This is a genomic window from Mesorhizobium sp. M0983, assembly GCF_040318975.1.
Lineage (GTDB): Bacteria > Pseudomonadota > Alphaproteobacteria > Rhizobiales > Rhizobiaceae > Mesorhizobium.
Genome location: NZ_JAMYNH010000001.1, coordinates 591,251 through 613,499, shown reverse-complemented (window position 1 = coordinate 613,499; position 22,249 = coordinate 591,251). Strand labels below are relative to the sequence as shown.

General features: G+C 62.1%; 26 protein-coding genes, 2 tRNA genes and 1 pseudogene. 19 read left to right on the top strand and 10 right to left on the bottom strand.

What is annotated here, in order from left to right; translation table 11 throughout:
• The first annotated feature begins 1 nt into the window (after window position 1).
• The 10 genes from NKH71_RS03140 to NKH71_RS03095 are packed head-to-tail and all read left to right on the top strand — an operon-like array spanning window position 2 to window position 5,485.
• Entirely contained in the window at window positions 2–595 is a 594-nt protein-coding gene (locus tag NKH71_RS03140; protein WP_352894295.1) for a hypothetical protein, read from the top strand.
• Complete coding sequence (locus NKH71_RS03135; protein ID WP_352894293.1) at window positions 592–1,239, top strand: hypothetical protein; 648 nt, start codon at window positions 592–594, stop codon at window positions 1,237–1,239. Before NKH71_RS03140 ends, NKH71_RS03135 begins: the two co-directional genes overlap by 4 nt.
• Window positions 1,239–1,493, top strand: a complete 255-nt coding sequence (locus NKH71_RS03130; protein WP_352894291.1) for a hypothetical protein — start codon at window positions 1,239–1,241, stop codon at window positions 1,491–1,493. Before NKH71_RS03135 ends, NKH71_RS03130 begins: the two co-directional genes overlap by 1 nt.
• Complete coding sequence (locus tag NKH71_RS03125; protein WP_352894288.1) at window positions 1,490–2,635, top strand: DNA polymerase III subunit beta family protein; 1,146 nt, start codon at window positions 1,490–1,492, stop codon at window positions 2,633–2,635. The genes NKH71_RS03130 and NKH71_RS03125 overlap by 4 nt, the downstream gene beginning before the upstream one ends.
• Before the next feature lie 14 nt (window positions 2,636–2,649).
• Window positions 2,650–2,907: a DUF2312 domain-containing protein gene (locus tag NKH71_RS03120; RefSeq protein WP_352894286.1), complete on the top strand. Its 258-nt coding sequence runs from the start codon at window positions 2,650–2,652 to the stop codon at window positions 2,905–2,907.
• Window positions 2,907–3,152: a hypothetical protein gene (locus NKH71_RS03115; protein ID WP_352894284.1), complete on the top strand. Its 246-nt coding sequence runs from the start codon at window positions 2,907–2,909 to the stop codon at window positions 3,150–3,152. Before NKH71_RS03120 ends, NKH71_RS03115 begins: the two co-directional genes overlap by 1 nt.
• Entirely contained in the window at window positions 3,152–3,658 is a 507-nt protein-coding gene (gene ssb / locus NKH71_RS03110) for a single-stranded DNA-binding protein (RefSeq protein WP_352894282.1), read from the top strand. The genes NKH71_RS03115 and ssb overlap by 1 nt, the downstream gene beginning before the upstream one ends.
• Window positions 3,658–4,014 carry an HNH endonuclease signature motif containing protein gene (locus NKH71_RS03105; RefSeq protein WP_352894279.1) on the top strand — a complete coding sequence of 119 codons (357 nt, stop codon included), beginning with the start codon at window positions 3,658–3,660 and terminating at the stop codon, window positions 4,012–4,014. The genes ssb and NKH71_RS03105 overlap by 1 nt, the downstream gene beginning before the upstream one ends.
• Window positions 4,011–4,268, top strand: coding sequence for a hypothetical protein (locus tag NKH71_RS03100; protein ID WP_352853541.1), 258 nt, complete (start codon window positions 4,011–4,013; stop codon window positions 4,266–4,268). The genes NKH71_RS03105 and NKH71_RS03100 overlap by 4 nt, the downstream gene beginning before the upstream one ends.
• A complete protein-coding gene (locus NKH71_RS03095) occupies window positions 4,268–5,485 on the top strand; it encodes a tyrosine-type recombinase/integrase (RefSeq protein WP_352894276.1) in 1,218 nt (405 codons plus the stop codon). Before NKH71_RS03100 ends, NKH71_RS03095 begins: the two co-directional genes overlap by 1 nt.
• A gap of 3 nt (window positions 5,486–5,488) precedes the next feature.
• Here NKH71_RS03095 and NKH71_RS03090 read toward each other — a convergent pair.
• Both NKH71_RS03090 and NKH71_RS03085 read right to left on the bottom strand, forming a co-directional pair.
• Window positions 5,489–5,562, bottom strand: a tRNA-Cys gene (locus NKH71_RS03090).
• 491 nt (window positions 5,563–6,053) lie between these two features.
• Window positions 6,054–6,314: a hypothetical protein gene (locus tag NKH71_RS03085; protein ID WP_023720044.1), complete on the bottom strand. Its 261-nt coding sequence runs from the start codon at window positions 6,312–6,314 to the stop codon at window positions 6,054–6,056.
• Between the two features lie 220 nt (window positions 6,315–6,534).
• On the opposite strand from NKH71_RS03085, the gene NKH71_RS03080 reads away from it, so the two are divergent.
• Window positions 6,535–6,609, top strand: a tRNA-Asn gene (locus NKH71_RS03080).
• 334 nt (window positions 6,610–6,943) lie between these two features.
• Entirely contained in the window at window positions 6,944–7,585 is a 642-nt protein-coding gene (locus NKH71_RS03075) for a peroxiredoxin-like family protein (RefSeq protein WP_023720043.1), read from the top strand.
• A 1,651-nt stretch (window positions 7,586–9,236) separates the two neighbouring features.
• Here the strand turns inward: NKH71_RS03075 and NKH71_RS03070 are convergent.
• The 5 genes and pseudogenes from NKH71_RS03070 to NKH71_RS03050 form a co-directional block, all read right to left on the bottom strand.
• The gene (locus tag NKH71_RS03070) at window positions 9,237–9,527 is read right to left on the bottom strand and encodes a DUF982 domain-containing protein (RefSeq protein ID WP_352894274.1); all 291 of its coding nucleotides are present in this window, start codon (window positions 9,525–9,527) and stop codon (window positions 9,237–9,239) included.
• A 209-nt stretch (window positions 9,528–9,736) separates the two neighbouring features.
• Complete coding sequence (locus NKH71_RS03065; protein ID WP_023720040.1) at window positions 9,737–9,991, bottom strand: DUF982 domain-containing protein; 255 nt, start codon at window positions 9,989–9,991, stop codon at window positions 9,737–9,739.
• 49 nt (window positions 9,992–10,040) lie between these two features.
• Entirely contained in the window at window positions 10,041–10,172 is a 132-nt protein-coding gene (locus NKH71_RS03060) for a hypothetical protein (protein ID WP_280940424.1), read from the bottom strand.
• 928 nt (window positions 10,173–11,100) lie between these two features.
• Window positions 11,101–11,378, bottom strand: a pseudogene (locus NKH71_RS03055) (AtaL-like protein); the annotation flags it as partial.
• Between the two features lie 35 nt (window positions 11,379–11,413).
• On the bottom strand, window positions 11,414–12,277 hold the full coding sequence (locus NKH71_RS03050) for an SDR family oxidoreductase (RefSeq protein ID WP_352894273.1): 864 nt from the start codon (window positions 12,275–12,277) through the stop codon (window positions 11,414–11,416).
• Window positions 12,278–12,380: 103 nt separating this feature from the next.
• Here NKH71_RS03050 and NKH71_RS03045 point away from each other — a divergent pair, with 103 nt between their 5' ends.
• Complete coding sequence (locus NKH71_RS03045) at window positions 12,381–13,271, top strand: LysR family transcriptional regulator (protein ID WP_352894272.1); 891 nt, start codon at window positions 12,381–12,383, stop codon at window positions 13,269–13,271.
• Between the two features lie 598 nt (window positions 13,272–13,869).
• Here NKH71_RS03045 and NKH71_RS03040 read toward each other — a convergent pair.
• Window positions 13,870–14,295, bottom strand: a complete 426-nt coding sequence (locus tag NKH71_RS03040; protein WP_023720037.1) for a hypothetical protein — start codon at window positions 14,293–14,295, stop codon at window positions 13,870–13,872.
• Between the two features lie 371 nt (window positions 14,296–14,666).
• Between NKH71_RS03040 and NKH71_RS03035 the strand changes: the two genes are divergently transcribed.
• The 4 genes from NKH71_RS03035 to NKH71_RS03020 all read left to right on the top strand — a co-directional run bounded on the left by NKH71_RS03035 (window position 14,667) and on the right by NKH71_RS03020 (window position 18,896).
• Window positions 14,667–14,921: a hypothetical protein gene (locus tag NKH71_RS03035; protein WP_352791768.1), complete on the top strand. Its 255-nt coding sequence runs from the start codon at window positions 14,667–14,669 to the stop codon at window positions 14,919–14,921.
• Window positions 14,922–15,205: 284 nt separating this feature from the next.
• Complete coding sequence (locus tag NKH71_RS03030; RefSeq protein WP_031194306.1) at window positions 15,206–15,691, top strand: (2Fe-2S)-binding protein; 486 nt, start codon at window positions 15,206–15,208, stop codon at window positions 15,689–15,691.
• On the top strand, window positions 15,688–16,677 hold the full coding sequence (locus NKH71_RS03025; RefSeq protein WP_023720034.1) for an FAD binding domain-containing protein: 990 nt from the start codon (window positions 15,688–15,690) through the stop codon (window positions 16,675–16,677). The genes NKH71_RS03030 and NKH71_RS03025 overlap by 4 nt, the downstream gene beginning before the upstream one ends.
• Entirely contained in the window at window positions 16,674–18,896 is a 2,223-nt protein-coding gene (locus NKH71_RS03020; protein ID WP_352547296.1) for a xanthine dehydrogenase family protein molybdopterin-binding subunit, read from the top strand. The genes NKH71_RS03025 and NKH71_RS03020 overlap by 4 nt, the downstream gene beginning before the upstream one ends.
• Window positions 18,897–19,009: 113 nt before the next feature.
• Here the strand turns inward: NKH71_RS03020 and NKH71_RS03015 are convergent, their stop codons facing one another.
• The gene (locus NKH71_RS03015; RefSeq protein WP_023720032.1) at window positions 19,010–20,197 is read right to left on the bottom strand and encodes an amidohydrolase; all 1,188 of its coding nucleotides are present in this window, start codon (window positions 20,195–20,197) and stop codon (window positions 19,010–19,012) included.
• A 90-nt stretch (window positions 20,198–20,287) separates the two neighbouring features.
• Here NKH71_RS03015 and NKH71_RS03010 point away from each other — a divergent pair, with 90 nt between their 5' ends.
• Together NKH71_RS03010 and NKH71_RS03005 are read left to right on the top strand one after the other, a co-directional pair.
• Window positions 20,288–21,118, top strand: a complete 831-nt coding sequence (locus tag NKH71_RS03010) for an AraC family transcriptional regulator (protein ID WP_352894270.1) — start codon at window positions 20,288–20,290, stop codon at window positions 21,116–21,118.
• A 70-nt stretch (window positions 21,119–21,188) separates the two neighbouring features.
• Window positions 21,189–21,620 (top strand): cupin domain-containing protein, encoded by a 432-nt coding sequence (locus NKH71_RS03005; RefSeq protein WP_352791766.1) that lies wholly within the window; start codon window positions 21,189–21,191, stop codon window positions 21,618–21,620.
• A 55-nt stretch (window positions 21,621–21,675) separates the two neighbouring features.
• On the opposite strand, the gene NKH71_RS03000 is transcribed toward NKH71_RS03005, so the two are convergent.
• A complete protein-coding gene (locus NKH71_RS03000) occupies window positions 21,676–22,122 on the bottom strand; it encodes a nuclear transport factor 2 family protein (RefSeq protein ID WP_023720029.1) in 447 nt (148 codons plus the stop codon).
• Window positions 22,123–22,249 lie beyond the last annotated feature (127 nt).

The window sequence follows — 22,249 nt, the reverse complement described above, 5'->3', positions numbered from 1 at the left end:
AATGGACGCCCGCATCACCGATACCGAAACGTTGCGCTCCGCAATCCCGCACAGCCTTGCCGGGCGCGGCGAGCGCCCGTCACCACAGACGCGCCCGGTCTATCCGGAAACCGAAACGACGCGGCATCCCCGCGCGATTGAGCTGGCCGATGCCATCCGCGAGATCGCCGGTGGTGGCCTTGGCGCCACGGAAAAGGACATCTCCATGCTCGGCTTCTCGGTCGGCGAGATCATCGAGCACCTGCCGATGGCCAAGATCATCATCGCCGAAAGCTTCGTCCGCGAGATCCAGCCGGCCGGCGACCGCGTGCCGCAGATAATCGAAAAGGCGCTGTTGTCGGCGGCGCACATCATGCCGAAGACGGCTGGCCTCGATCCGGCCAGCGAGGACGCCGCAGAAAAGCTTTGGCGCACTTACTGTTCGGCCCGAGCGGCCTTCAAGCTTGATCCCTGGTGGTCGCAAAGCGAGCGCTGCCTAGCGCTGCTCAAATCCTTCCTGCGCAAGCTGCCGCTGATCGATCGCGAGGTGAACCGCATCCTCTATGCCGTCGCCGCCGCGCAGAAGGCCGATGTCAGCCGGAGCGAACGCGCATGAACGCACACGCCAGCAATCGCGGTTTGTGGAAGCAGACCATCACCGGCCGCGCTTTCCCGATGACGGGCTTTTCGGCGCTCGACATCGACCTTTATGGCGATGTCGCCGAGGGCCTGGCACGTATCTGCCGTTATGGCGGGGCGGTGCCAGGCAATCCCTTTTGTGTTGCCCAGCACAGCGTCGTCGGTGCCGATGCCGTGATGGAGGAAACCCGCGACATCAACCTTGCCGCCTATTTCCTCGTGCATGACGGGCATGAGTATGTCTTCGGCGACATGACCACTCCGGTTGCCAAATGGCTGGCGCTGATGGCCGCCGAGCTTTACGGGACGGCCGCCGCCAGCATGGTCGAGACGCTGATCGCCACCGCCAAGGCGAGGCTGGATGCGGCCATCTGGCGCGCCGCCGGCCTGCCGCCGCCCGGCAAGACCTATCGAGCAACCATCGCCGACTTCGACCTGCGCATGCTGGCGACAGAACAGCGCCAGCTGCTAATGCCGGCGCCGAAGAGCTGGGGCGCGGCGATCGACGCGGCAAAGCCCATCCCGATGCGCGGCCGGCTGACCGCATGGCCAGTGGCCAAAGCGGCGGAAGAGTTCCGCGACCGCCTGACGCGCTACTGCCCGAACGCGCGGAGGCTGTGATGTCGCCAGAACTGGACGAGATCTGCGATCTCATTGTCGAGGGCAGAAACCGCGAGGCCTATCAGAAGGCGCGCGACTACTTCCGCGACCTGCCAACATGGGAAGCACGCGCCCGCTTGATTGCAGCGCGCAACGTGCCGCAGCCAAAGCCATTTCCGACCGAAGCCGAGATCGACGCGCGGCATGATCGTGCCATTGCCAGTTTTACGCCAACAAAACAGCTTCATGGCGTCGTGATGGAGTACCCGGAATGATTAAGTTCTCCGTCGCCGGCTTCGCCGAAGCCGCCAAGGCCATCCGCAACATCCCCGGCGCCTCGCGTGAGATCGAGATCCTCGACCACGCCAGGCTGCACGCGCGCAAGGGCCAGATGACGCTGACCATGTCCGACCTCGACATCGAGGCGCATGTCACCTTCCCCTGCGAGGTCAAGGGCGAAGTGCTGGCGGCGGTGCCGCGCGCGGTGCTGGAATTCTTCATCGCCAGAACCGGTGGCGACGATGCCGGCACGCTTGATTTCGACGCCGACATGAAACAGGTCGTCGCCCGCCACGGCAAGGGCCGCGTCACCATGCAGATCCTGCCCGGCAGCGATTTCTATCTGATCGAGACGACGAAGTTCGACTGGACGATGAAGCTTCGCGCGCATGAGCTTTGCGAGGTCCTGCGCCGCTGCGAAAAGGCGCTGTCGGCCGATCTCAACCGCATCATGCTGCACGGGCCGTTCCTGCATCAGCGCGACGGTTTGAAGCTGATCGGCGCTGACGGCCACCGCGTCCATGTCATCGACCTGGACGGGCCGGAGATGACCGGCGATCTACCCCAGCGCAACACGGATATCCTACCCGGCATCATCGTGCCGCCGAAAACCGCGAAGGAGATCCAGCGCATCTTCTCCGGCGACGAGAGCGAGATTACCGTCTCGGGCACCGACCGGCTGCTGGTGATCGAGGCCGAGCATCTGCGCATCGCCTCCAAGCTGATCGACGCGACCTATATCGACTATCCGCGCATGGTGCCGCAGCGCACCGAAAGCCGCATCGTGGTGTCGGCCGACGCGCTCGGCCGCGCCCTGGACGGTTTGCTGGTCGTGCCGAAGAGCGACGCCAAGGGCAAGCGCGAGACGGTGCGCACCGTGCGCATCACCATGCGCGAGGACGCGATCGAACTGTTCGCCCGCGGCGATGGTGGCGATGCCGAAGACGCCGTCGAGATCACCAATGAGGGCGTCAAGGACGGCACGGAAATCACCTTCGCCGCCAACTTCCTGCGCGACGCCATCGAGGCGGCAGGCGCCAAGCAGATCGCCATCCACCCGCCGGCCGATTTCGGCATGCCCTTCCACATCACCGGGGCGGAAGGCGCGATGTTCGTCATCGGCCAGCGCCGCATGTAGCCGCAGAGGATCTTATGGACGACATCACCGAAACTTCGCAGACCGTCGCGGCAGGCCAGTTGCGCGCCTTTATCGAGCGCATCGAACGCCTGGAGCAAGAGCGCAGCACCATCGGCGCCGACATCAAGGAAGTCTATGCCGAGGCCAAGGGCACCGGTTTCGATACCGACGCGATGCGCACCATCGTCGCCTTGCGCCGCAAGGACCAGGCCGAGCGGCAGGAAGAGGAATCGATCCTCGACCTCTACAAAGCCGCGCTGGGAATGGTCTGATGCTGACCAAGGCAGACCTCGCCAGGGCGCAGAAGATCTTCGGCGAGCGCGACATCGCCCAGCGCATGCGCGACCGCGTCACCAGCCAGCGCGTCGCTCTGATGGTCGGCGAAGGCAAGGATGCCGGCGAGGTCGTCCTGTCTGCCGCCTACCTCGCCCAGATCATCGCCGATGTCACCACGTCGCTGGATCAACAGATCGCCGCCGCCAATGCGGCGCTGACCAACATGGGAGTTCAACCGTAATGGCCGGCAGCGTCAACAAAGTCATCCTGGTCGGCAATCTCGGCGCCGATCCGGAAATCCGCCGCAGCCATGCCGGCGACCCGATCGTCACCTTTCGCATGGCGACATCGGAAAGCTGGAAAGACAAGGACAGCGGCGAACGCAAGGAAAGGACCGAGTGGCATTCGGTGGTCGTCTTCAACACGCAGCTCGCCGAGGTCGCCGAAAAGTACCTGAAAAAGGGCATGAAGGTCTATGTCGAGGGTCAGCAGCAGACCCGCAAGTGGGCTGGCCAAGACGGAATCGAGCGCTACACGACAGAAACGGTGCTGAACCGCTTTCGCGGCGAGATCCAGATGCTCGACAAGCTGCCGTCCAATCGCCCGCCCGGTGCCGAAGGCGCTGACGATTACGGCACGCAGCGTTCTCGCGAGACTGACGAGCGTCGCCAGATCGAGGAGCGCACCCGCCAGGCGCAGGCCGGGCGCGGCACTTCGCGCGACGTTGATGACGAGATCCCGTTCTGATGAATGCGCCGCTCTCCCGCCGCGACGCGATCCGTATGCGGATCATGGCCTGTGTCGAGATCGTCGACACGGGTTATGTCGACGAGAAGGGCCGCAAGTCACCCTGCCATCTGTGGACCGGTCCTGATTCTGGCAATGGCCGCGGCGGCGGCTATCCCCGAATGGCGCTCGACGGCCAGACGATGGCCGTCCACAAGGTTTCCTGGACCAACGAGCACGGCATCATTCCGGGCAAGAAGCAGCTCGATCACAAATGCCGGATGCGCCGCTGCATCCGCGACGATCATCTGGAGCTGGTTACCCACAAGCAAAACCAGAAGCGCCGCGACAAGGCGCGTCGGAAGGCGAAGCTGTGAAGCATGATACGTCGCCGCTCACGGTCACCGTGCCGCGCCTCGCCATGTCGCTGACCAAAGTCGCGATCGCGCTCGACGTCAGTCCGACCAGCGTCATGCAGATGGTCGAAGAAGGCCTCCTGCCCCGGCCGCGCGTCTGGCGCCGGCGCAAATTGTGGCGTGTCGCCGAGATTGACGCAGCCCTTGCCGAGTGGCCTACTGACGGCGAGCAGCAAGGGGAAGACGGCGAACCGGGACGGTGGGACGCCGACTGATGGCGGATTTGGCGACAATCGACCTGCCTTACATCGAGAAGAACAAATCGCGCCACGGCACGATGCGCTATTATTTCCGCTTCGAAGGCGTGCGCATCTGCCGCCTGCCCGACGATTCCGAATCGGAAAGCTTTTCCACCGAATATTGGAAAGCCCGCAACCAGGTCGACAAATCGGGCGCACCGGCACCTGCGCCGAAAAAGTCTTTCCCCGGCCATCCGCAGCCAAACACGTTCCGCTGGCTGTGCATGGTCTATTTCAGGTCTGACGCCTTCCAGAAGCTCGACAAGACGACCCAGGCTAAGCGACGGCAGATCGTCGACGCCATGCTGCTCGAGCCGGTCAAGATCGGCGGCACCGATCTGTTCGCCGACATGCCGCTGAAGGCGCTTTCGGTCGACAATCTCACCAAGCTGCGTGATCGCAAGGCCGACACGCCGTTCGCCGCGGATGAGCGGCTGAAGATCCTGCGCCAGGTGTTCGATGCTACGCGCCCCGGCCGCGACGGCAGACCGGAGCCGATCATGCCGGTCAACACCGCGCGAATGGTCCGGTCCTATCGCCGTAAGACCGAGGGGCACCATACGATCACCAGCGATGAGATCGGCATCTATGTCCGCCACCATGGCACAGAATCGAAAGCCGTGCTGGCGCTGGCATTGCTGATGTATATCGGCTTCCGCGTGTCCGACCTGCAGGCTATCGGGCCAAGGCATCGCCGAGAGGAGCTTTTCATCTTCCGGGTGTTCAAGGGGCGCAACCGCAACCCGACGACGCTCCAGGTACCCATCCACCCGATTCTGGGCCATGTCCTGTCGCTACATAAGGTCACGGGCCTCTATTACCTGATGACCGAATATGGCCAGCCATACTCAATCAAGGGCCTGTCGCAGCGCGTATCAGCATGGTTCAACCAGGCGGGCCTGACGCACTGCACAGCGCACTCGGTGCGCAAGGGCCTAGCGACGAATCTCGCGGAAAACGAGGCTACCGATTCGATGCTCGACGGGCTGTTCGCCTGGAAAGACGGCAAGACCTCGAAGATTTATACCGCCAAAAAGCAGCAATCCCGGCTCGCCAGGCAGGCAGTCGAGCGCATCGACTGGGGCGAAATGGGGAACATATTGCCACACCCTGCGGAGGGAGGTTCGGTTCCGAGTGCCACACCTGCGGAAATTACCGAACAAAAACAATCCTCAAGCGTCCGCATCGCTTGAGAATGGAGGCCTCGCCCGGAATCGAACCGGGGTGCAAGGATTTGCAGTCCTCTGCGTAACCACTCCGCCACGAGGCCTCATTGCTCCCGGCGTTCCACCCGGCTCCAATAGGTTGCGGCGAAAATGCCGTCAAGCGGCCACCATGCATTCCCAACGGTTCTTCCGACATCGAGGCGCTGCTTATCAACGCAATACCATGCTAGCAACAACATATTAGCTTATCGTTAAGCACGATTCTCGGCGAGAGGAACCCGATACCGGCGGCCACGTTGGGCAGATAGGAGGGTCCGCCATGCGTCGAGCAGCTACGGAAGATGGCACTCCGCGCGGATTGTCGCAGTCTGCAGAGCTTGTGCGCTATGCCATCGACCGCCTCAGCATAGAAGGCGCAAACAGCCTGCCGCCGCGCGACCCTGCGCGGCTCGCATCGGCTACCGCCGTCCTCAAGGAGCTTTGCGAACGCCTGGAAAGCTGCTTCGACCAACCTCGGTAATGCAGAAGCTAATGCATAGGCGGAGCACGCCGTCCTCCGGCATTTTCCGGCTAGCGGCCCGTCAGCAGGGCAATCTCAGTCCGGCCGCCGCCACCGCTCCCACCAGACGACGAAACGGCGCCGGTGACGGCGCACCAATGCGAATTCGTAGGAGAGCACCAGCAATCCGATCGGCACCATCCAGAACCCAAGGATCGGCAGGAAGCCGAGAATGCCGCCGATGATCAGCACGACGCCGATCGCAATCCTGAGGCCGCGCGAGCGCGGCATGGTGAACTGGCGGCCGAAGACCGAGATTTTCCGGGCCGGTGGCTGTTCGTCGCTCATTGCCGTCATGTGAAATGTCGATCCGTTTGTATCAGTAGCACCATCAGCCGGAGAAAGCCGCAACGGCCTTTTCCGTTCCCCGACAGGCGAGAGACAGCTCATATGAGGGCGCTCGCCGGCCATTGCCAGAAAGCCCTGCGCCAAAAAGCACCGAAAAAATGCGAAATGCTTCTTTGCAAAGCCGAAACGGGTTTGCTATAGGCTGCCCCACTCACATGAGAGCCTCTGTTCCCCGGTAGCTCAGTGGTAGAGCAACCGGCTGTTAACCGGTTGGTCGCTGGTTCGAATCCGGCCCGGGGAGCCATCGCCTTTTCTACGCCAAGTCGCGATTTTGCACGCCGGCGTGCGATTTTTCCCTACGCTTCGATCTCGTGTCAGAGCATCGAGGACAGATGAAATCAAGCGCAGAATAGCGGCCTGGCCCGCCCCCGCCTATTCTTCGCAAGCCGATCGCAGGACTGGCGACGCAGATGCTTTTTCGTGTTATGATGGGCTTGCAACGCGCGTAATCTCGACCTCGGCAATATGGCAGAGGTCGAAAGCTATTGCCTTGGCACAGGAAGCTTTCGCCCCCAGCACTTGATCGCCTCCGCTGGGTGTGCTGCTTTCCCTGACTGATCGCGGCGAGGAGGTTGTCCATGTCTACGAGTAGTGTTGACCGCCCGCTGCAGCCGGGCGACAGCGCACCGAATGTTGTGCTCAATGCGATCTCACGCGAAGGCAAGATCGCGCTCGATGATTTTCGAGGCCGTAGCCCGTTGTTGATCGGTTTGTTCCGAGGCCTGCACTGTCCGTTCTGCCGGCGCCATGTCGCGGCGATGGCGCAACTTAAGCCGGCCCTGCGGGAGAAAGGCGTCGAATGCCTGGCTGTGGTCAATACGCCGGTCGAGCGGGCGCGGCTCTATTTCCGTTACCACCCGGCACCCGATCTTCTCGCCGCATCCGACCCGGAGCGAGCCTCGCACCGTGCTTTCGGCTTGCGCGAGGTCGGGATGGACACGGTCATGGCGATACCGTTCCATCTTCCGGGCGAGTTGCCCGAGCCTATGGACGTCATGGCAATGAATGAATTTCTTAACAAGAAGGAAGGTTATGAGATTACGGAAGTCGATCAGCAGGCGATGGCTTCCAGCCAGGCGCAGCTTGTCGGTCAGTTCCTAATCGACCGGGCGGGCATCGTACGCTGGAACTTCACTGAAGTTCTGGAGGATGGCCTCAACACCTTCAGAGCGCCGAATCCCGAGGAATTGATGTCGGCAGCTTCCCAAGTTGCACATTAAGAGGCTGCGGAAATGGGCTGCTAAAAACTCGCTCGACGGCCACCGTCCTGTGGTGATTCTTTGGATTTAACAATCGTCGAAATGCTCAGCGCCGGAGGCTAAGGTCTGCCCGTGGGCTTCGTAGCGATTTTTCGATTCAACGGTCTGCGGACCGCCCCGACGCTAGAGTGAGCAAGCCGCATAGGCGGGGCAACGTCCGCTCCTTGCCGCAATCACGTTGTTCCGACAGGCGCGCATAAGGTAATTATGCCGCCTCCCCGTCTGCTGCTCACTAGACTCCATAGCGAACTTTGATTAGCGGCCCCTCCCTCGCACATCCGGGTTAGATAACAGGGGGAACGCCGATGTCTGTGAGATCGTGTGTGCGCACAACGCCCTCCTTCGCGAGTGCGACTGCCCGTTGCCTCAAAGATGGTTTTGGCCCACCGGTTGATCGGAGGCGCTCGGCGCGCTCCCGGTCACGCTCGCGAGTCTTGATGGCGGGCTGCGGCGCAGTTTTGAGAGGAATCGGCAGCTCATAGTTCGCGGTTTCGTCCGGCCCGGGGAGCCAGTATTTTCAAGGCTCCGGCGTTTTCATTGTTTTGGCTGACACCACGGTTTTGACAACGCCAAGACCATGGTCACTGCGTCTGGGATTCCCTATCGTGGAAGAATGTGATTGCTGAGCGACGATTCCGCTCGCCACTCCACGAACTGTGTCAGTCGTCACCACTGCTGAGGGCCGGCTATGTAATGGGTAAGCGCCGCCGACTGCATTCCCTTCCCTCCTCGTTGACGAAAAGTGTTCGTTCGAATGATGCTTTTCCGTTGCCCTAAGCGCAAGGTTTTGACCAGCCAGCACAGGGCCTCCTCTTAAGCTCGCTGGTCGTCAAGGCCCAGCGGCCTCTAGCTGCCGTCCCCCCCGCAACCAAGCCGCTGGGCCGCCTCGCCAACGGCGAAGCTTGCAGGCCGATGTATATTAGCAACATCTTGACTAGGCGCCGTCCGCTCCAGACTCAAGCGTCTGGCGCGGGGCACTGGTTGCGATCACGGCCACGATACGTAGGCGGGTCACTGAGGACCGGGCAAGCGTCTCGATTCCGAGCTACGGCTTCCCGCATTCCATCGTGGACAGCACGTCCAAGATCAAGAGAGGTCAGCAGATCGAGCTTGCCAGCGAGATCACACGCATAGAGGAGGAAGGCGGCACTCACAATCGACATGGGACCGCTGTCAAGCCTGACGCCGAGGGGTATTAACCGACGTTCCTTTTAAATTTGAAATGCCTTACCCGAGGCCCGCCCTGGAACGGTAGGTCAGGGCGCTGATCTTCCTCGTCCGGCTCAGCCTGCATCGCGGGCCTTCATGAAAAGCTCCAGCAAGTCGGCGCCAATGCCGAGGGTTGCCATGAGGCTGAACTTAGAGCGGCTAGGGAGTTTCGTCGTCTCTGGCCTTACCAATCGCCTCAAGTAATGAAGCTAGGGTTGGGGTCAGCTCTGTTTCGACTGGCCCAAACAGCTTGTGTACATGACAACGATTGTCTTCGGTTCCGATCAACTCCCGAACGGCGTCTGCAAGGGACTTATGCCCAGCTTTGTCGCGCTTTGTCATGTCGACCGAGCTTCCCCGCCTGTCGCGCAACTCGGAGATCAGGGAATGGTTGCATTAGGGATCAGGAATGTTTGGGTACTGGGCTCGGGTAACTGACACATTCGGCCCTAATCAGACGAGCGCAGCACCCCTCCTCCTCGGCAGCAGCCAAGAATGCCTTTCGTGCCTCCTCAGGTTCCATCTCGTCGGAAATGCAGGCGATGCAGACGCGCACCGCTTGGTTCCATTTGGGGCCACGCTTGGTCCACTTCATCAGCTCCTGTCCGGCTGCCTCGACGTTGTTCACGTTCCGGGTCATACCGGCACGGTCAGTCGTCACAGGAACCGGAGGGGAGAACCAATGGGTTGCCATAAGGGGAACTTAGAGCGGCACAAGCCTGCCGACCAACCCAGGTTGTAGGGAACGATGTAGGCCCTCGCGGGGTTAGAACTTGCAGCGGTCGAGTCTTCGTGGATGCAGCCGCTGAGGGGGGTCCGTCGCCTGTCCCTCACCGGCGGCGGGCTCCTTTCTGGAAGGCGGTGTTGGTCAGAGACACATAGAACCTTATACCGCAAAACAATTTAGCTATTTGTCGTTGGGGGAATTAACGTCCCCTCCTCCATCGCGGCAGCCAGGAATGCTTTGCGGGCCTCCTCGGGTTCCATCTCGTCGAATATCACGGCCATGCAAACGCGCACCGCGAGGTCCCAGCAAGGGCCACGCTTGGTCCACTTCATCAGCTCCTCGCCGGCTGTCTCGGCGTTGTTGACGTTGCGAATGATCCCGGTACGCTGTGTCTTGACGGGGACCGGAGGGTTGAACCAGTGGGGGGCCATACGTCACTCTTTGTCGGCCCTATCAAGTTCCTCCAGCAAATACCTTTGCTCAGCCGGCAGTTCCCCTTTCTACAGGCAGATTTAGCAGGTTGCGAAGGTAATTGCGGATTACCTCTGAAGTGATCCACCGCCGCACAACTTCGGCAATAACCTTCTGTTTGGCTTTATCGATTTCAGCCATGTTCGGGCCTGCATGCTTAAAAGGACCGAACTGCACCGCGAGCGGATTTGTTCCTGCTAATTACGAAGATCAAGCAGGACGGCGCGCCCCCTCTCGCGGGGCCACAATGAGCAAAATTCCTGGAATGCTGGGGGGGAACGTTAGGCGGATTAGTGAGGCGCGTGGCTGAGAGCTACTCCCGGCCGTCGAAACACACGAACAGGCCAGTGGCGGAAGCTACCTCAAGGATAGCCTCAGTTAGCTCTTCGTCAGATGCCCGCAGATTAGGCGCAGTCACGCGGACTCGTTCTATTGCAGCCTTGATCGAGACAATGTCTCCGCGAGCCGCCCCGTTCAGGAGTGCAGCAATAGCCTGATGTAGAATTGGACTGACACTTTGAACGACACTCATCCGACCATCCCCGAGGGGCACGCCGAAGAGACGACAGTACTCTCTCCCTGACCGACATCAACAGGATGTAAGAACCGTACAATGCTCGGGCCGTAACCGTCAGGAATGTTTGGTAGAAATTTCTGAGCGGGGGATCGGATAACCCGCTCGCGCGAAGACCCCCATGCCCCCTTCCGCAGCGTCGACCTTCCGTTCCCGCAACGAACACCCTACTTTCGACTTTGGCGGGATGGACCAGGCCCATGCGAGGCTCGTCGCTACTCGGCTCGCCGTCAGACCAAACAGTGCCCCTCCATTCAATCTTGCGGTTCTTGTCAAGCACAACGAACGTTGACGTTAGACAATGCTTCGGCCACCACCTTGTCAGGCACAACGCTTGAACTGGACAAAGCCGTGAAGCAGTACGTCATCTACACCCGCGTTTTGACGGACTGGCTTTGCGTTTCGTCCGTGCTTATAAAGCAGCTCGCTCACCAGCTGGTTGCAATTGCCGTTGGCGCAACTGATGTGAATGACCCGACCACTAGCTATGAAGGCGATTTCCGCGCCTTCGCGCGGACCGGTCGCCTGGAAGAAGGTGACCTTGCTTCCTGCTCAAGCGTCACGATCTCGCGCAGATCAGTACCGGCGATCATAGCTTCGCGCACGAAGTGGGTCGCGCTCTCCTCCACGACGTCGCAACGGGTGCAGAGGCCTGCGGGCAGGAACAGGCGGGCGTCGCGCGCCTTGAGTTCCAGGCCCTGCCATATCTGCGCACGGGTCAGCTTGGTCTCGCCTCGGGGATTCACCGGAACGGTAGCGGTCGAGTAAATCATGATATGTCTCCTGGACAGAACGTCGGTGATGGGGCTCAGACGGCAATTGCGGCCGCATAGTCGCGATAGGAGCGCAACGGCCGGCCCAGCAGCGCGGTCAGCCGATCGACATCGCCGGCATCGGGGACCATGCCGTCCGTGAGGAAGCGCTCGGCCATCAGGCGCATGTCGAGCGCCATCCAGCTCGGCATGAACTGCCGCAGGTTCTGCTCGAAGCCGGCGGTGTCGTCGCCGGGATACGCGATATGTCGACCGAGGACGTCCGTCCAGATCGCTGCGACGTCCGTGCCAGTCAGCGTGTCGGGGCCGACCAGGTTGATGCGATTGAGCGGGAGCGGCGCGGCGGCCTGCTCACGGCGGAGGAGTTCGATCGCGGCGATCTCGCCCAGGTCCCGCGCGTCGATCATGGCGATGCCCTTGGCTCCTATCGGCATAGGATAGATGCCGTAGCCGGTCACCACGTCCTTGATTGTGATGTCGTTGTTCATGAAGTAGGCGGGCCGCAGGATGGTGGCGTTGAGCCCCATCTGCTCGATCATCCGCTCGACGCCGAACTTGCCCGCAAAATGCGGCACGTTGACGTAGAGGTCGCTGTGGATCACCGACAGGTAGACGATCCGCTCGATGCCGGCCTCGCGGGCAACGGCCAGCGCTACCAGCGCCTGGGTGTATTCGTCGGCCACTACCGCGTTCAGCAGGAAAAGGGTGGAGACGCCGGAGAAGGCCTTGCGTAGGGAATCGACATCGAGCAGGTCGCCCTGCACGACATCTACGCCAGCGGCGAAATTGGCCTTGGAGGGATCGCGAACCAAAGCGCGCACATGGGCGCCACGCTTCACGAGCTGTTCGACTACGTTGCGGCCGACATTGCCGGTCGCGCCGGTAACGAGAATGGTCATGGGGTTACTCCTGAGTTGAGCCGGATGGCTGCTCAGAAATTAGTGATCCACATTTGTGTCGGTAGGCGTTATATTTGGACACGCCGTCTCATTGGTGGAACATATGGATCTACTTGCCCTTGCCGATTTCAATCTGGTCGCCCGCCACGGGGGCTTCGGTAAGGCCGCCCGCGCTGCCGGGCGCCCGAAGGCAACCTTGTCCCGACGCGTGGCGGAGCTGGAGGCCAGTCTGGATCTACGGCTGTTCGAGCGTGGCGCCCGCGCGTTGAAGCTGACGGAAGAAGGACGTGCGCTTTTCGAGCGCACGGGCCGGTTGCTTTCCGAGCTCGAAGAGACAGCGGCCGCGATCGCCTCAGGCGGCGAAAGGCCGCGAGGCAGGTTGCGGATCAGCGCCCCAGTGCTGTTCTCACAGACCGCGATGGGGAAGATCGCTGCCGGCTTCGCCCTGAAATACCCGGAGGTAAGGCTCGAGGTCACGACCGAAGACCGCGCCGTCGACATGATCGAAGAGGGATTTGACCTGGTGATCCGGGTCAATCCGGATCCGGATGAGAGCCTCGTTGGGCGAGCCTTTCTGCGTGATCGACTGGTGGTCGTGGCAAGTCCTCACCTCGCCCGGCCGGCGGACGGTCTGGCGACCCCGGCCGTCATGCGTTCGACAGCCGATCGAGGGGCTTGGGACGTGAAGACGCCCACTGGCCGGTCAACAATCGCGATCGAGCCGGTCCTTGCGCTGTCGTCACTCATCATGGTCCGGGATGCGGTACGAGCGGGCGTCGGCGCGGCGCGCGTACCTGTGTCGCTGGTGAGCCATGATCTGGCGGACGGAACACTGGTACATTGGGGGGATCTCGATCGACCCGACATCGCCCTGTGGACGCTCTATCCCTCTCGGCGGCTGCTGAGCGCCCGCGTCTCCGCATTCCTCGACCATCTGAAACAGGCCTTTCCCATGGGGACGCCTGACGAGCTGGCCGCCTATATCGGCAAATGACGCGCAGGGAGCTGGTTAACCCAGCTGAGGCCTTATGCGAGGCACAAGGAAAGCAGTTGCCGTACTTTCTAGGTGGGTGCGTTATCCGAAATATCTTCCGCGAACGCGACATTTTTTAACGGCAACCGGCTCCGCGAACTGTGCCATCGTCACCACTGCTGACGGCCGGCTATGTGTAGGTATTGAGAGCGCCACCGACCGCATTCCCTTCCCTCCTCGTGGACGAAAAGTGTTCGTTCGAATGATGCTTGCGATATTGATAAGGTCAGGCTGGTCGAGAAGTACAGGCCGCCGAAGCGCAAGAAGCCGCTGCGTTGACATGCTGAATTAGCGGACAACAAACAGGGGAATTCAGAGATTCCCGGTGTTGATCTAGACTCCAGGAATGGAAACGACGTTTGACGATCTTGCCAGCGCGATAAGGCCCCCCGTGCAGACGTTTGGGGAGCCATCCGCGTCTTGGCCATCGATCTGGCCGGGAAGCTTCTAATGGGCCTCTGCCATCGGCGTTGGCACTGGAATGGCGCTGGCCGGTTAGATCGCTAACCCGCAAGATTCCACCCGGGCGCGGATTGCGCCCACGATCGCCAACTTGGCTTTATTCAGCCTTGAGGTTAATCACCCGCATCACGGCGACCACTGTCCCGTTGTTCGTAGCAGCCTCCTTCGTGCTACCCTTGCCGCAGCTCCATACATCGCCTTCCTTGGCTGTGAACTGCATATCCCCGGCCGTGACCTGCAGCTCGCCTTCAGTGACCGTGCAGACCATGTCGTCGGCCATGACATCCCCCAGCGGGCTAGATCCCTTTGGCTGATACACGACGTCTTCCATCGCGATTTTCTTGTACCCCTTGATATGGGAGTCTCGTGTTCCCAGTTCGACGAGCCGAACGCCGGGAAAAATCTCTTTGCCATCAGTCGGACCGTAGGTCTTGGCCGCTGCCGGAGTCGGCAATGCAACCAATAGCGGGGTCGACAACGAGGTGGCACCAAGGGCGAGAGCATTACGTCGATTCATCTTCATAACATTATCCTCCCTGAGTTAGTCCGCCCACAACTGGGCGAACCGGATATTTTACGCGCCCGTGCAGCCAAATAGTCAAAACACAATTGAGCAGGCCCATGCTCCGCCCAGGAAGCTGGTTAACCCAGCTGAGGCCCGCAGCGGGCCAATGTAGCGAAAGCGCACTGTCACCGTAATTCTGCGTTCGAAGGGAAACCATCGCTCGATTTCACTCAAATGAAGGAAGACGCTTTACCTGAAAGAGGCTGATAACGCGCCAGAGCCAATCGGCTCAGTGATAATGCGCTTCGGCCAAGATGCCGACCTGAGCTTCGGCCCCAGCGTCGGTAGATCGACCGCGGCTTAGGCCGGCGCTTGGGGGAGGAAATTCGATGAGATTGGCCATCGTGTGCGCGGCAATTGTGATTGCCGGATCCACCGCCGCCGTTGCGCACGAGAAAAAGGTGGTAGCCAGAAAAGGGACAGCGCAACTCTGTGCCGATTTGTCAGGCACGATCAAGAAAAAGAAGAAGACAGAGGTGGATTACCGTTCAACCGGAACTGTCTCCGGCGCAATCCCCAAAGACAAGTTTGAGCCGCGCCTAGGCTACGAAACGGTTAACCCTGGCATCATATCAATCTTTTAGCTCGTTGATTGCGTGTTTCGCTAACTTGAATGCAGCACAGGTGGCCAGCAGGATACACAGGCGGCCACGAAGGCGAGCGCCGGTATTGAACTACGGTGACGGTGCACTTTTTGCGGCGTGGCATTCTCAGCCCATCCCGTGCGGGGTCCCAAACGTTTTTCGCCTTCCGTGACCGGCAGTGCCTTTCCCCCGAAATCGACCGCCCTATTTCGCCTCGACAGGTGGGCGGCTGATTGCTGGACGAGTCCCTGCGACTAGGACGGCATGTGCTTCGAGGTACCCCAATGGACTTCCACGATCGGCACCTACTGCGGTTGCGGGTGAACGGCGAGGACCACAGCCTTTCCGATCTCGATCCCCGCGTCACGCTGCTCGACCTGTTGCGCGAGCGGCTTCATCTGACCGGAACGAAAAAGGGATGCAATTTCGGCGAGTGCGGCGCCTGCACCGTGCATCTCGACGGACGGCGTGTGAATGCCTGCATGATACTGGCCGTGTCCGCCGAGGGACGCGAGGTCACGACGATCGAGGGCCTGGCGGACGGCGATGCGCTTCATCCCGTGCAGCAGGCGTTCATCGATCATGATGGTTTCCAGTGCGGATTCTGCACGCCCGGGCAGGTGATGTCGGCGGCGGCGCTGATCGAGGAGGGACATACCGGCTCCGACGCCGAGATCCGCGAATGGATGAGCGGCAATCTGTGCCGCTGCTCGGCCTATCCGCAAATCGTCGAGGCGGTGCGCGCAGCGGCTGGGAGGGCGAGCCAATGACCCCATTCGTCTATGCGCGCGCCGATAGCCTGGGCGAAACGATCGCGGCCGGAGCGGCGCCGGACAGCGCTTTTCTCGCCGGCGGCACCGAATTGCTCAACTGGCTGCGCCTTGGCATTGCCGGGCCGGCGCGGATCATCGATATCTCCCGCCTCGACGGGCTGGATCAGATCGAGGCACTGCCCGGCGGCGGCTTGAGGATCGGCGCGCTGACGCATCTCAACGACGTCGCGCAGCACGAGTTGGTCATGCGCGACTATCCGGTGTTGAGCCAGGCGATCCTCAACGCGGCGTCGCCGCAACTGAGAAACCTCGCAACGATAGGCGGCAATCTGCTGCAGAAGACGCGCTGTGCCTATTTCCGTGCCGAAGAGCAGTTGCCGTGCAACAAACGTCGGCTCGGCTCCGGTTGCTCGGCATTGCATGGCATCAACGACAATCACGCGATATTCGGCTGGACCGAGGATTGCATCGCCACCCAGCCATCCGACCCGGCGGTGGCACTGGCAGCACTTGATGCAGTCATCGTCACCGCGCACCGCAGCGGCGGCCGGCGCATTCCGGCAGCCGAATTCCACCTGCTTCCCGACACGCGGCCCGAGGCAGACAATGTGTTGCAGCAAGGCGAACTGATCACGGCAATCGAGCTGCCGGCACCGGCGCCGCGATCGGCTTACCTCAAGGTGCGCGAGCGCGAATCCTACGAATATGCCATCGTCTCCGCCGCCGCGGTGCTGGAGATGGACGGCCGGACCATTCGTCGGGCTGGCCTGGCGCTGGGGTCCGTCGCGCTGCGGCCGTGGCGGCTGAGCGCCGCCGAGGAGCGGCTCGCCGGTGCCGATGTCGGCGATCGCGAGGCGTTGAGCACCGCTATCGAGCAATCCTTCGCCGAAGCGCGTCCCTTGTTGCAGAACGCCTACAAGATCGAACTGGCCAAGACCGCCGCTTTGCGGGCGATCGAAAGAGCAGCGAGGATGCCGTCATGATGATCACCCAGCCTGTTGCCCGCCCTGACGGCGGCGTCAAGGTTACCGGCCGCGCCCGCTATGCGGCCGACTACTTTGCCCCCGACCTGCTCTATGCAGTGCTGGTGACCGCGCCCGCTCCCGCCGGCCGCGTGACGTCGATCATGGTCGACGACGCGCTCGCCGAGGAAGGCGTCGTGCGCGTGCTCACGCATGAGGACATGCCCAAATTCGGCCGGTTCGCATCGCCAAGGGCCGAGCCGGATACGCAGACGCAGCACGCCGAAGGTCCGCCGGCGGCGCAGAGCTTCATGCCCATGCAGAACGACGAGATACGTCACGAGGGCCAGCCGCTTGCAATTGTGCTGGGCGAGACACTGGAGGCGGCGGAAGCCGGCGCCCGCCGCGTCTCGTTGCGCTACGAGTTCGCCGAGCCGGAATTGCCGGCACCACCCGAATGGACCGCAATCGACAAGGCTGCGGTCGTGCCGAGGGAGAGCGGCTTTCTGTTCCTGGAGCCGACGTTTACGAAGGGCGAGGTCGACCGCGGGCTTAGCAACGCAGCCGCCATGGTCGAAGCCGTCTACCTGCAGCCGTCGCGCCATCACAACGCCATGGAGCCCTCGGCGACGCTCGCCGAGTGGAACGACGGAGAGCTGACGCTGCACGACGCCACGCAGCACGTCTACGGTGTCCGCCAGGTGGTTGCGGCCCGCATGAATGTCCCGGCCGAGAAGGTCCGCGTGATTTCCCGCCATACCGGCGGCGGCTTCGGCGGCAAGGGCTGGATCTGGCCGCATCAGGTGCTGGCCGCCGCCGCGGCGCGCATCATGCAGCGCCCGGTCAGGCTGGCGCTCAGCCGCGCCAATGCCTATTCCTGTCTCGGCTATCAGCCGCGCATGGCACAGAAGATCGTGCTGGCGGCGGACAAGTCGGGCAAGCTGACCGCCGTGCAACAGGACGTGGTCAACCTGACCACCGTCACCGACGATTTCGTCGAGTTCGCCACCGAAGCCTCGAAGGGTCTCTACGCCACGCCGGCCATGCGTCTCAGCCAGCGCGTCGAGCGCGCGAACGTCGCCATGCCGACGGCGCTGCGCGCGCCGGTCGAGGGTCCCGGCACCTGGGCCCTCGAAAGCGCGATGGACGAGCTCGCCCACCGCCTCGGCATCGATCCGCTCGACCTGCGTCTGATCAACCATGCGGACACGGATCCGGCCACCGGCCAGCCCTGGTCGTCGAAGAAGCTGCGCGAGGCCTATGAGGAAGGCGCCCGCCTGTTCGGCTGGCGCGAGCGCCCGCGCAAGCCGCAACGCGATGGCGATTGGCTGATCGGCTACGGCATGGCGACCTGTAGCATGGGCTGTTTCCGCCACCCGACGCCTGCAGCCGAGGTCAGGTTGCACAGGGACAGCACGGTGCTCATCCGCACCGGCACCCAGGATATAGGGACCGGAACACTCACCATCTTTCCGCAGATCGCAGCCGATGTCCTGGGCCTGCCGATGGAGAGGATCGAGTTGGAAATGGGCGATACACAGCTGCCGGAGGCGGGTCCGACCTATGGCTCATCGTCGACCATGGGGGTGGGCGCGGCGGTGCTTGCAGCCGCCGAAGATGCACGTTCGCAGCTTGCCCGTCTTGCCAATCTGCCGCCCGACGAGGTCGAGATGCAAGACGGCCATATTCGCCGCAAAGGCGCTGCCGGCGGTCAGACGATCGCCGACGTGATGAGTCATACCGACATCGGCGAGATCATCGGCTCCGGCTCGTTCGATCCGGCGCAGCATGGCAAAGGCCTCGCCATGCGCACTTTCGGCGCGATTTTCATGGAGGTCGGCGTCGATCCGGGGCTCGGCCTGCTCAGGCTTCGTCGCGCCGTCGGCAGCTACAGCGCCGGCCGCATCGTCAATCCCCGCACCGCACGCAGCCAGATGACGGGCGGCATCATCTGGGGCTGGGGCATGGCGGCGATGGAGCAGAGCAGGCACGAACCGGTGCTCGGGCGGTTCCTGTCGAAGAACCTTTCAGGGGTTGCCATTCCGGTCAACGCCGACATTCCCGGCGACATCATTATCCACTTCGTCGACGAGGTGGACGAGCATGCCAGCCCGATTGGCGGCAAGGGCATCGGCGAGCTCGGCGCCACCGGCGTTGCCGCAGCGGTTGCCAATGCCGTCTTCGACGCTACAGGCAAGCGGATCCGGGAGCTGCCGATCACGCCGGAAAAACTGCTGTAGAAGGACTAGGCCCGCTATTGCCCTGCGATAGCGGGTCTCTGACGTAGTCGATTATCTCCTCTGCAAAGCTTGCCGAGACTTGGGAAATACCTGCGGCCCCCAGACCGACGTCTTCATTTCAGCTCAGATACTTTGCCGGCAAGCGTCTGCTCGACGAGGTTGACGTAGTAGCGCATCACCGTCGGCACGATCTCGTCGTTGAAGACGTAGCGGTCGCCGTGCAGGCCTTCGCCCGGGCCGACCTCGCCGGCACCGATCCACGCATAGCAGCCGCTCGCCTCACGGATCATGAAAGCGAAATCCTCGCAGCCGAGACTGGGACTGAACTCGGTCATGACATTCTCCCGGCCGACGACGGATGCCGCCGCCTCGACGGCGCGGGCCGTCGCGTCCGCGGTGTTGATCAGTGGCGGATAGCCCTTCCGGTAGTCGAACCTTGCCTTGAGCGAATGCGCGGCGGCGATGCCTTGTGCGATCTCGCCAATCAGCGTCTCGCAGTGGTTGGAAAGGCCGGGCTCGAAGAAGCGGCAGGTGCCTTGCAGCCAGACCTTGCCCGGCACGATGTTGCCGACATTGCCGCCATGGATCTGCGTGATGCTGACGACAAGCGCGCTCTGCGGGTCGACCGTGCGGCTGACGATGCGCTGGACGGCTTGCACGAAGGCGCCCGCTGCCAGGATCGGGTCATCGCCGAGCTGCGGCATCGCGGCATGCGCGCCAAGACCCTCGAAAGTCAGCTCGAAATTGTCGACGGCCGCCATCTGCGCACCAGCACGGGCCGCGATCGTCCCCAGCCTGACGCCCGGCCAGTTGTGGACCGCATAGACCGCCTCGACCGGAAAGCGCCTGAACAGGCCGTCCTCGATCATGCGCATGCTGCCGCCTTCGTTTTCCTCGGCCGGCTGGAAGATGAAAGTGACGGTGCCGTCGAAGGTGCGCGACTCGCTGAGCAATTTGGCAGCGCCGAGCAGCATGGCGGTGTGGCCGTCATGGCCGCAGGCATGCATCACGCCCTCTCTCCTCGAAGCATAGAGCAAGCCGGTTTTCTCCAGCACCGGAAGCGCGTCGAGCTCGGCGCGAAGGCCGATGGCGCGTGTGCCGCCACCGCTGCGCAGGACACCGACGACCCCGGTGCCGCCGATCCCTTCATGCACCTCGTCGAGGCCGAAGGAGCGCAGTTTCTCTGCAACGAAACGCGCCGTTTCGTATTCATTGAATCCGAGCTCCGGATTGGCATGGATATGGTGCCGCCAGCCTATGACCTCTGGTGTCAGCGCGGCGATGGGGTCATTATGCAACATGATACCTCCTCTCACACCGGCAATGGGCGGCGTGGCTTGATCCTGCTGCCATAGAAGGCCCGACGAAAAGCGTCTTGAACCGGATTGACTATGGCAAAGACAAACCAAGCGGCGGAGACCGGGAAATACTGGCGCCATCCGTGCTTCCCCGACCTTGGCCTGTTCGAAGCGCGCTTCACCCGGCACCGCTACGACTTGCACACACACCCGACCTATGTGATCGCCCTGATCACCTCCGGCTGCGAGCGGATTCGCATCGGCCGTCAAAGCGTTCTCGCCCCGGCAGGCGCCATTGCCGTCGTCAATCCAGAGGAGTGGCATGACGGCGAACGCGGGGCGGACGAAGGCTGGGCCTACCGGACGTTTTATCCCTCGGTGCCGCTGATGACCGCACTTGTCCGCGAACTCGGCTGGCACGGCGCTCCGGTGTTTTCGCGCGCGACTATCGAAGACAACAATCTCGCCGCAGCGTTGACGGCCGCACACCAGGGCTCGACATCCCCAGACACAATGACGGCCGAGACGTCCCTGCTCGTGGCGCTGCGACGGCTGATCGTTCGGCATGGCGACTCGAGCGGACAGGCCGAGGAGGTCGAAAGCTCCGGATCGCAGCGGAGGTTTTCGCTCTATCGCGACCTTGTCGAAAGCGAGCTCGGCTCGCAGCTCGACCTCAAGCGGCTTGCCGGTGCGGGTGGCGTGACCCGGTTCCAGGTCATCCGCGACTTCAACAAGGCGATCGGCCTGACGCCGGTGGCCTATATCCGCGACCGGCGATTGCGCCGGGCGAGCGCGCTGATCGAACAGGGATTTGGCCTCGCCGACGCCGCTATCGCGGCAGGTTTCGCCGACCAGAGCCATCTCTCCCGTACGTTCCGGGCCATGCATGGCATGACGCCGGGCATGTTTAGAAGAGCTGGATAAGGCGCTCCTCAACAGACAAGCTTGCGCGCCAATGCGTGCTGCGCAATGCTGACGCAGCTCGGGGGGAATCATGCGAATAATCTTGGCGCCGACGCTGCTGCTCGCGGCTGCACTGTTTGCAAACAACGCCCAGGCGCTGGACGCCAGCGGGACGCCGGTTGTCGTGGCCCCGCTTGCCTCTCGCACCGAGACTGCGTCCGGCCAGCCGATCACGCTGCCGCAGAAGAACGTGCAGGTCCTGGTCTCGGCCTATCAGATCGCGCCGGGCGCCACTTTGCCGGTCCACAAGCATCCGTTTCCGCGCTATGCCTATGTCGAGGCCGGCACGCTTCAGGTCACCAACGTCGAAACCGGCAAGAGCAACACCTACAAATCAGGTGATTTCATCATCGAGATGATCGGGCAGTGGCATCAGGCCACCAATGTCGGCGCCGATCCGGTCAAGCTGCTGGTCATCGACCAGGTCGAAGAAGGCACCAAGAACACCGTGTTGCGCCAGTAGCTGCCACGTCTGAAAACAGCGTCCGTGGCGGATCCAGCACAGCGCGTAACAGACGTCAGAACGTGAACCCCTCCGGCAAATTGTGATTCCAATAGCCTTCCTCGACAAGTTCACTTATGCGCCAGCCCTCGGACGTGCGTATGACGCGGTCGCGATACCAGAGCCCTTGGAAGAAGACCTGCCTTTTGCCTTCGCCGAGGTCGACCACCATCGGGCATGAACAATGCACGCGCGCGCTGGCCTCATCCCCTCGGAGATCAAGAAGGATTGTTGAAATGGCGTGCTGCGAGATCAATATCTTCGATAGGGCGCCTTTCATATAAGCAACATGCTCATCCACACCGCTCCTGATTCCACCTGTTACAGTGTCGTCAAGCACGGCGTCGGGCGTGAATATTTTCCGATAGGCTTCCCAGTCGCGATCGTCCACAGCGTAGCAATAGCGAGCAAGCAGCTGTTCGATCTCAAGCCGATCGGAAACCTCCTGCAGTGAAAGGGTCATGTCCTGTCTCCGCGGTTGGCGGCACTAATGCCGCATGCGCCAAGCCTGCCCCGACATTCGATCAATATTCACGTTGCCGTTGCTCCGAGCAACCTCGCCGCGCGACTGGGCATGCGCAAATCCGAAC

What these genes read in the sequence shown, in the direction of transcription:
- NKH71_RS03120 (WP_352894286.1), top strand. Translation starts at nt 2,650, where the DNA reads ATGGACGACATCACCGAAACTTCGCAGACCGTCGCGGCAGGCCAGTTG.
- NKH71_RS03020 (WP_352547296.1), top strand. Translation starts at nt 16,674, where the DNA reads ATGATGATCACCCAGCCTGTTGCCCGCCCTGACGGCGGCGTCAAGGTT.
- NKH71_RS03050 (WP_352894273.1), bottom strand. Translation starts at nt 12,277, where the DNA reads ATGACCATTCTCGTTACCGGCGCGACCGGCAATGTCGGCCGCAACGTA.
- NKH71_RS03075 (WP_023720043.1), top strand. Translation starts at nt 6,944, where the DNA reads ATGTCTACGAGTAGTGTTGACCGCCCGCTGCAGCCGGGCGACAGCGCA.
- NKH71_RS03000 (WP_023720029.1), bottom strand. Translation starts at nt 22,122, where the DNA reads ATGACCCTTTCACTGCAGGAGGTTTCCGATCGGCTTGAGATCGAACAG.
- NKH71_RS03070 (WP_352894274.1), bottom strand. Translation starts at nt 9,527, where the DNA reads ATGGCAACCCATTGGTTCTCCCCTCCGGTTCCTGTGACGACTGACCGT.
- NKH71_RS03125 (WP_352894288.1), top strand. Translation starts at nt 1,490, where the DNA reads ATGATTAAGTTCTCCGTCGCCGGCTTCGCCGAAGCCGCCAAGGCCATC.
- NKH71_RS03030 (WP_031194306.1), top strand. Translation starts at nt 15,206, where the DNA reads ATGGACTTCCACGATCGGCACCTACTGCGGTTGCGGGTGAACGGCGAG.
- NKH71_RS03065 (WP_023720040.1), bottom strand. Translation starts at nt 9,991, where the DNA reads ATGGCCCCCCACTGGTTCAACCCTCCGGTCCCCGTCAAGACACAGCGT.
- NKH71_RS03115 (WP_352894284.1), top strand. Translation starts at nt 2,907, where the DNA reads ATGCTGACCAAGGCAGACCTCGCCAGGGCGCAGAAGATCTTCGGCGAG.
- NKH71_RS03045 (WP_352894272.1), top strand. Translation starts at nt 12,381, where the DNA reads ATGGATCTACTTGCCCTTGCCGATTTCAATCTGGTCGCCCGCCACGGG.
- NKH71_RS03025 (WP_023720034.1), top strand. Translation starts at nt 15,688, where the DNA reads ATGACCCCATTCGTCTATGCGCGCGCCGATAGCCTGGGCGAAACGATC.
- NKH71_RS03130 (WP_352894291.1), top strand. Translation starts at nt 1,239, where the DNA reads ATGTCGCCAGAACTGGACGAGATCTGCGATCTCATTGTCGAGGGCAGA.
- NKH71_RS03135 (WP_352894293.1), top strand. Translation starts at nt 592, where the DNA reads ATGAACGCACACGCCAGCAATCGCGGTTTGTGGAAGCAGACCATCACC.
- NKH71_RS03095 (WP_352894276.1), top strand. Translation starts at nt 4,268, where the DNA reads ATGGCGGATTTGGCGACAATCGACCTGCCTTACATCGAGAAGAACAAA.
- NKH71_RS03010 (WP_352894270.1), top strand. Translation starts at nt 20,288, where the DNA reads ATGGCAAAGACAAACCAAGCGGCGGAGACCGGGAAATACTGGCGCCAT.
- ssb (WP_352894282.1), top strand. Translation starts at nt 3,152, where the DNA reads ATGGCCGGCAGCGTCAACAAAGTCATCCTGGTCGGCAATCTCGGCGCC.
- NKH71_RS03015 (WP_023720032.1), bottom strand. Translation starts at nt 20,197, where the DNA reads ATGTTGCATAATGACCCCATCGCCGCGCTGACACCAGAGGTCATAGGC.
- NKH71_RS03040 (WP_023720037.1), bottom strand. Translation starts at nt 14,295, where the DNA reads ATGAAGATGAATCGACGTAATGCTCTCGCCCTTGGTGCCACCTCGTTG.
- NKH71_RS03085 (WP_023720044.1), bottom strand. Translation starts at nt 6,314, where the DNA reads ATGACGGCAATGAGCGACGAACAGCCACCGGCCCGGAAAATCTCGGTC.
- NKH71_RS03140 (WP_352894295.1), top strand. Translation starts at nt 2, where the DNA reads ATGGACGCCCGCATCACCGATACCGAAACGTTGCGCTCCGCAATCCCG.
- NKH71_RS03005 (WP_352791766.1), top strand. Translation starts at nt 21,189, where the DNA reads ATGCGAATAATCTTGGCGCCGACGCTGCTGCTCGCGGCTGCACTGTTT.
- NKH71_RS03105 (WP_352894279.1), top strand. Translation starts at nt 3,658, where the DNA reads ATGAATGCGCCGCTCTCCCGCCGCGACGCGATCCGTATGCGGATCATG.
- NKH71_RS03060 (WP_280940424.1), bottom strand. Translation starts at nt 10,172, where the DNA reads ATGGCTGAAATCGATAAAGCCAAACAGAAGGTTATTGCCGAAGTTGTG.
- NKH71_RS03035 (WP_352791768.1), top strand. Translation starts at nt 14,667, where the DNA reads ATGAGATTGGCCATCGTGTGCGCGGCAATTGTGATTGCCGGATCCACC.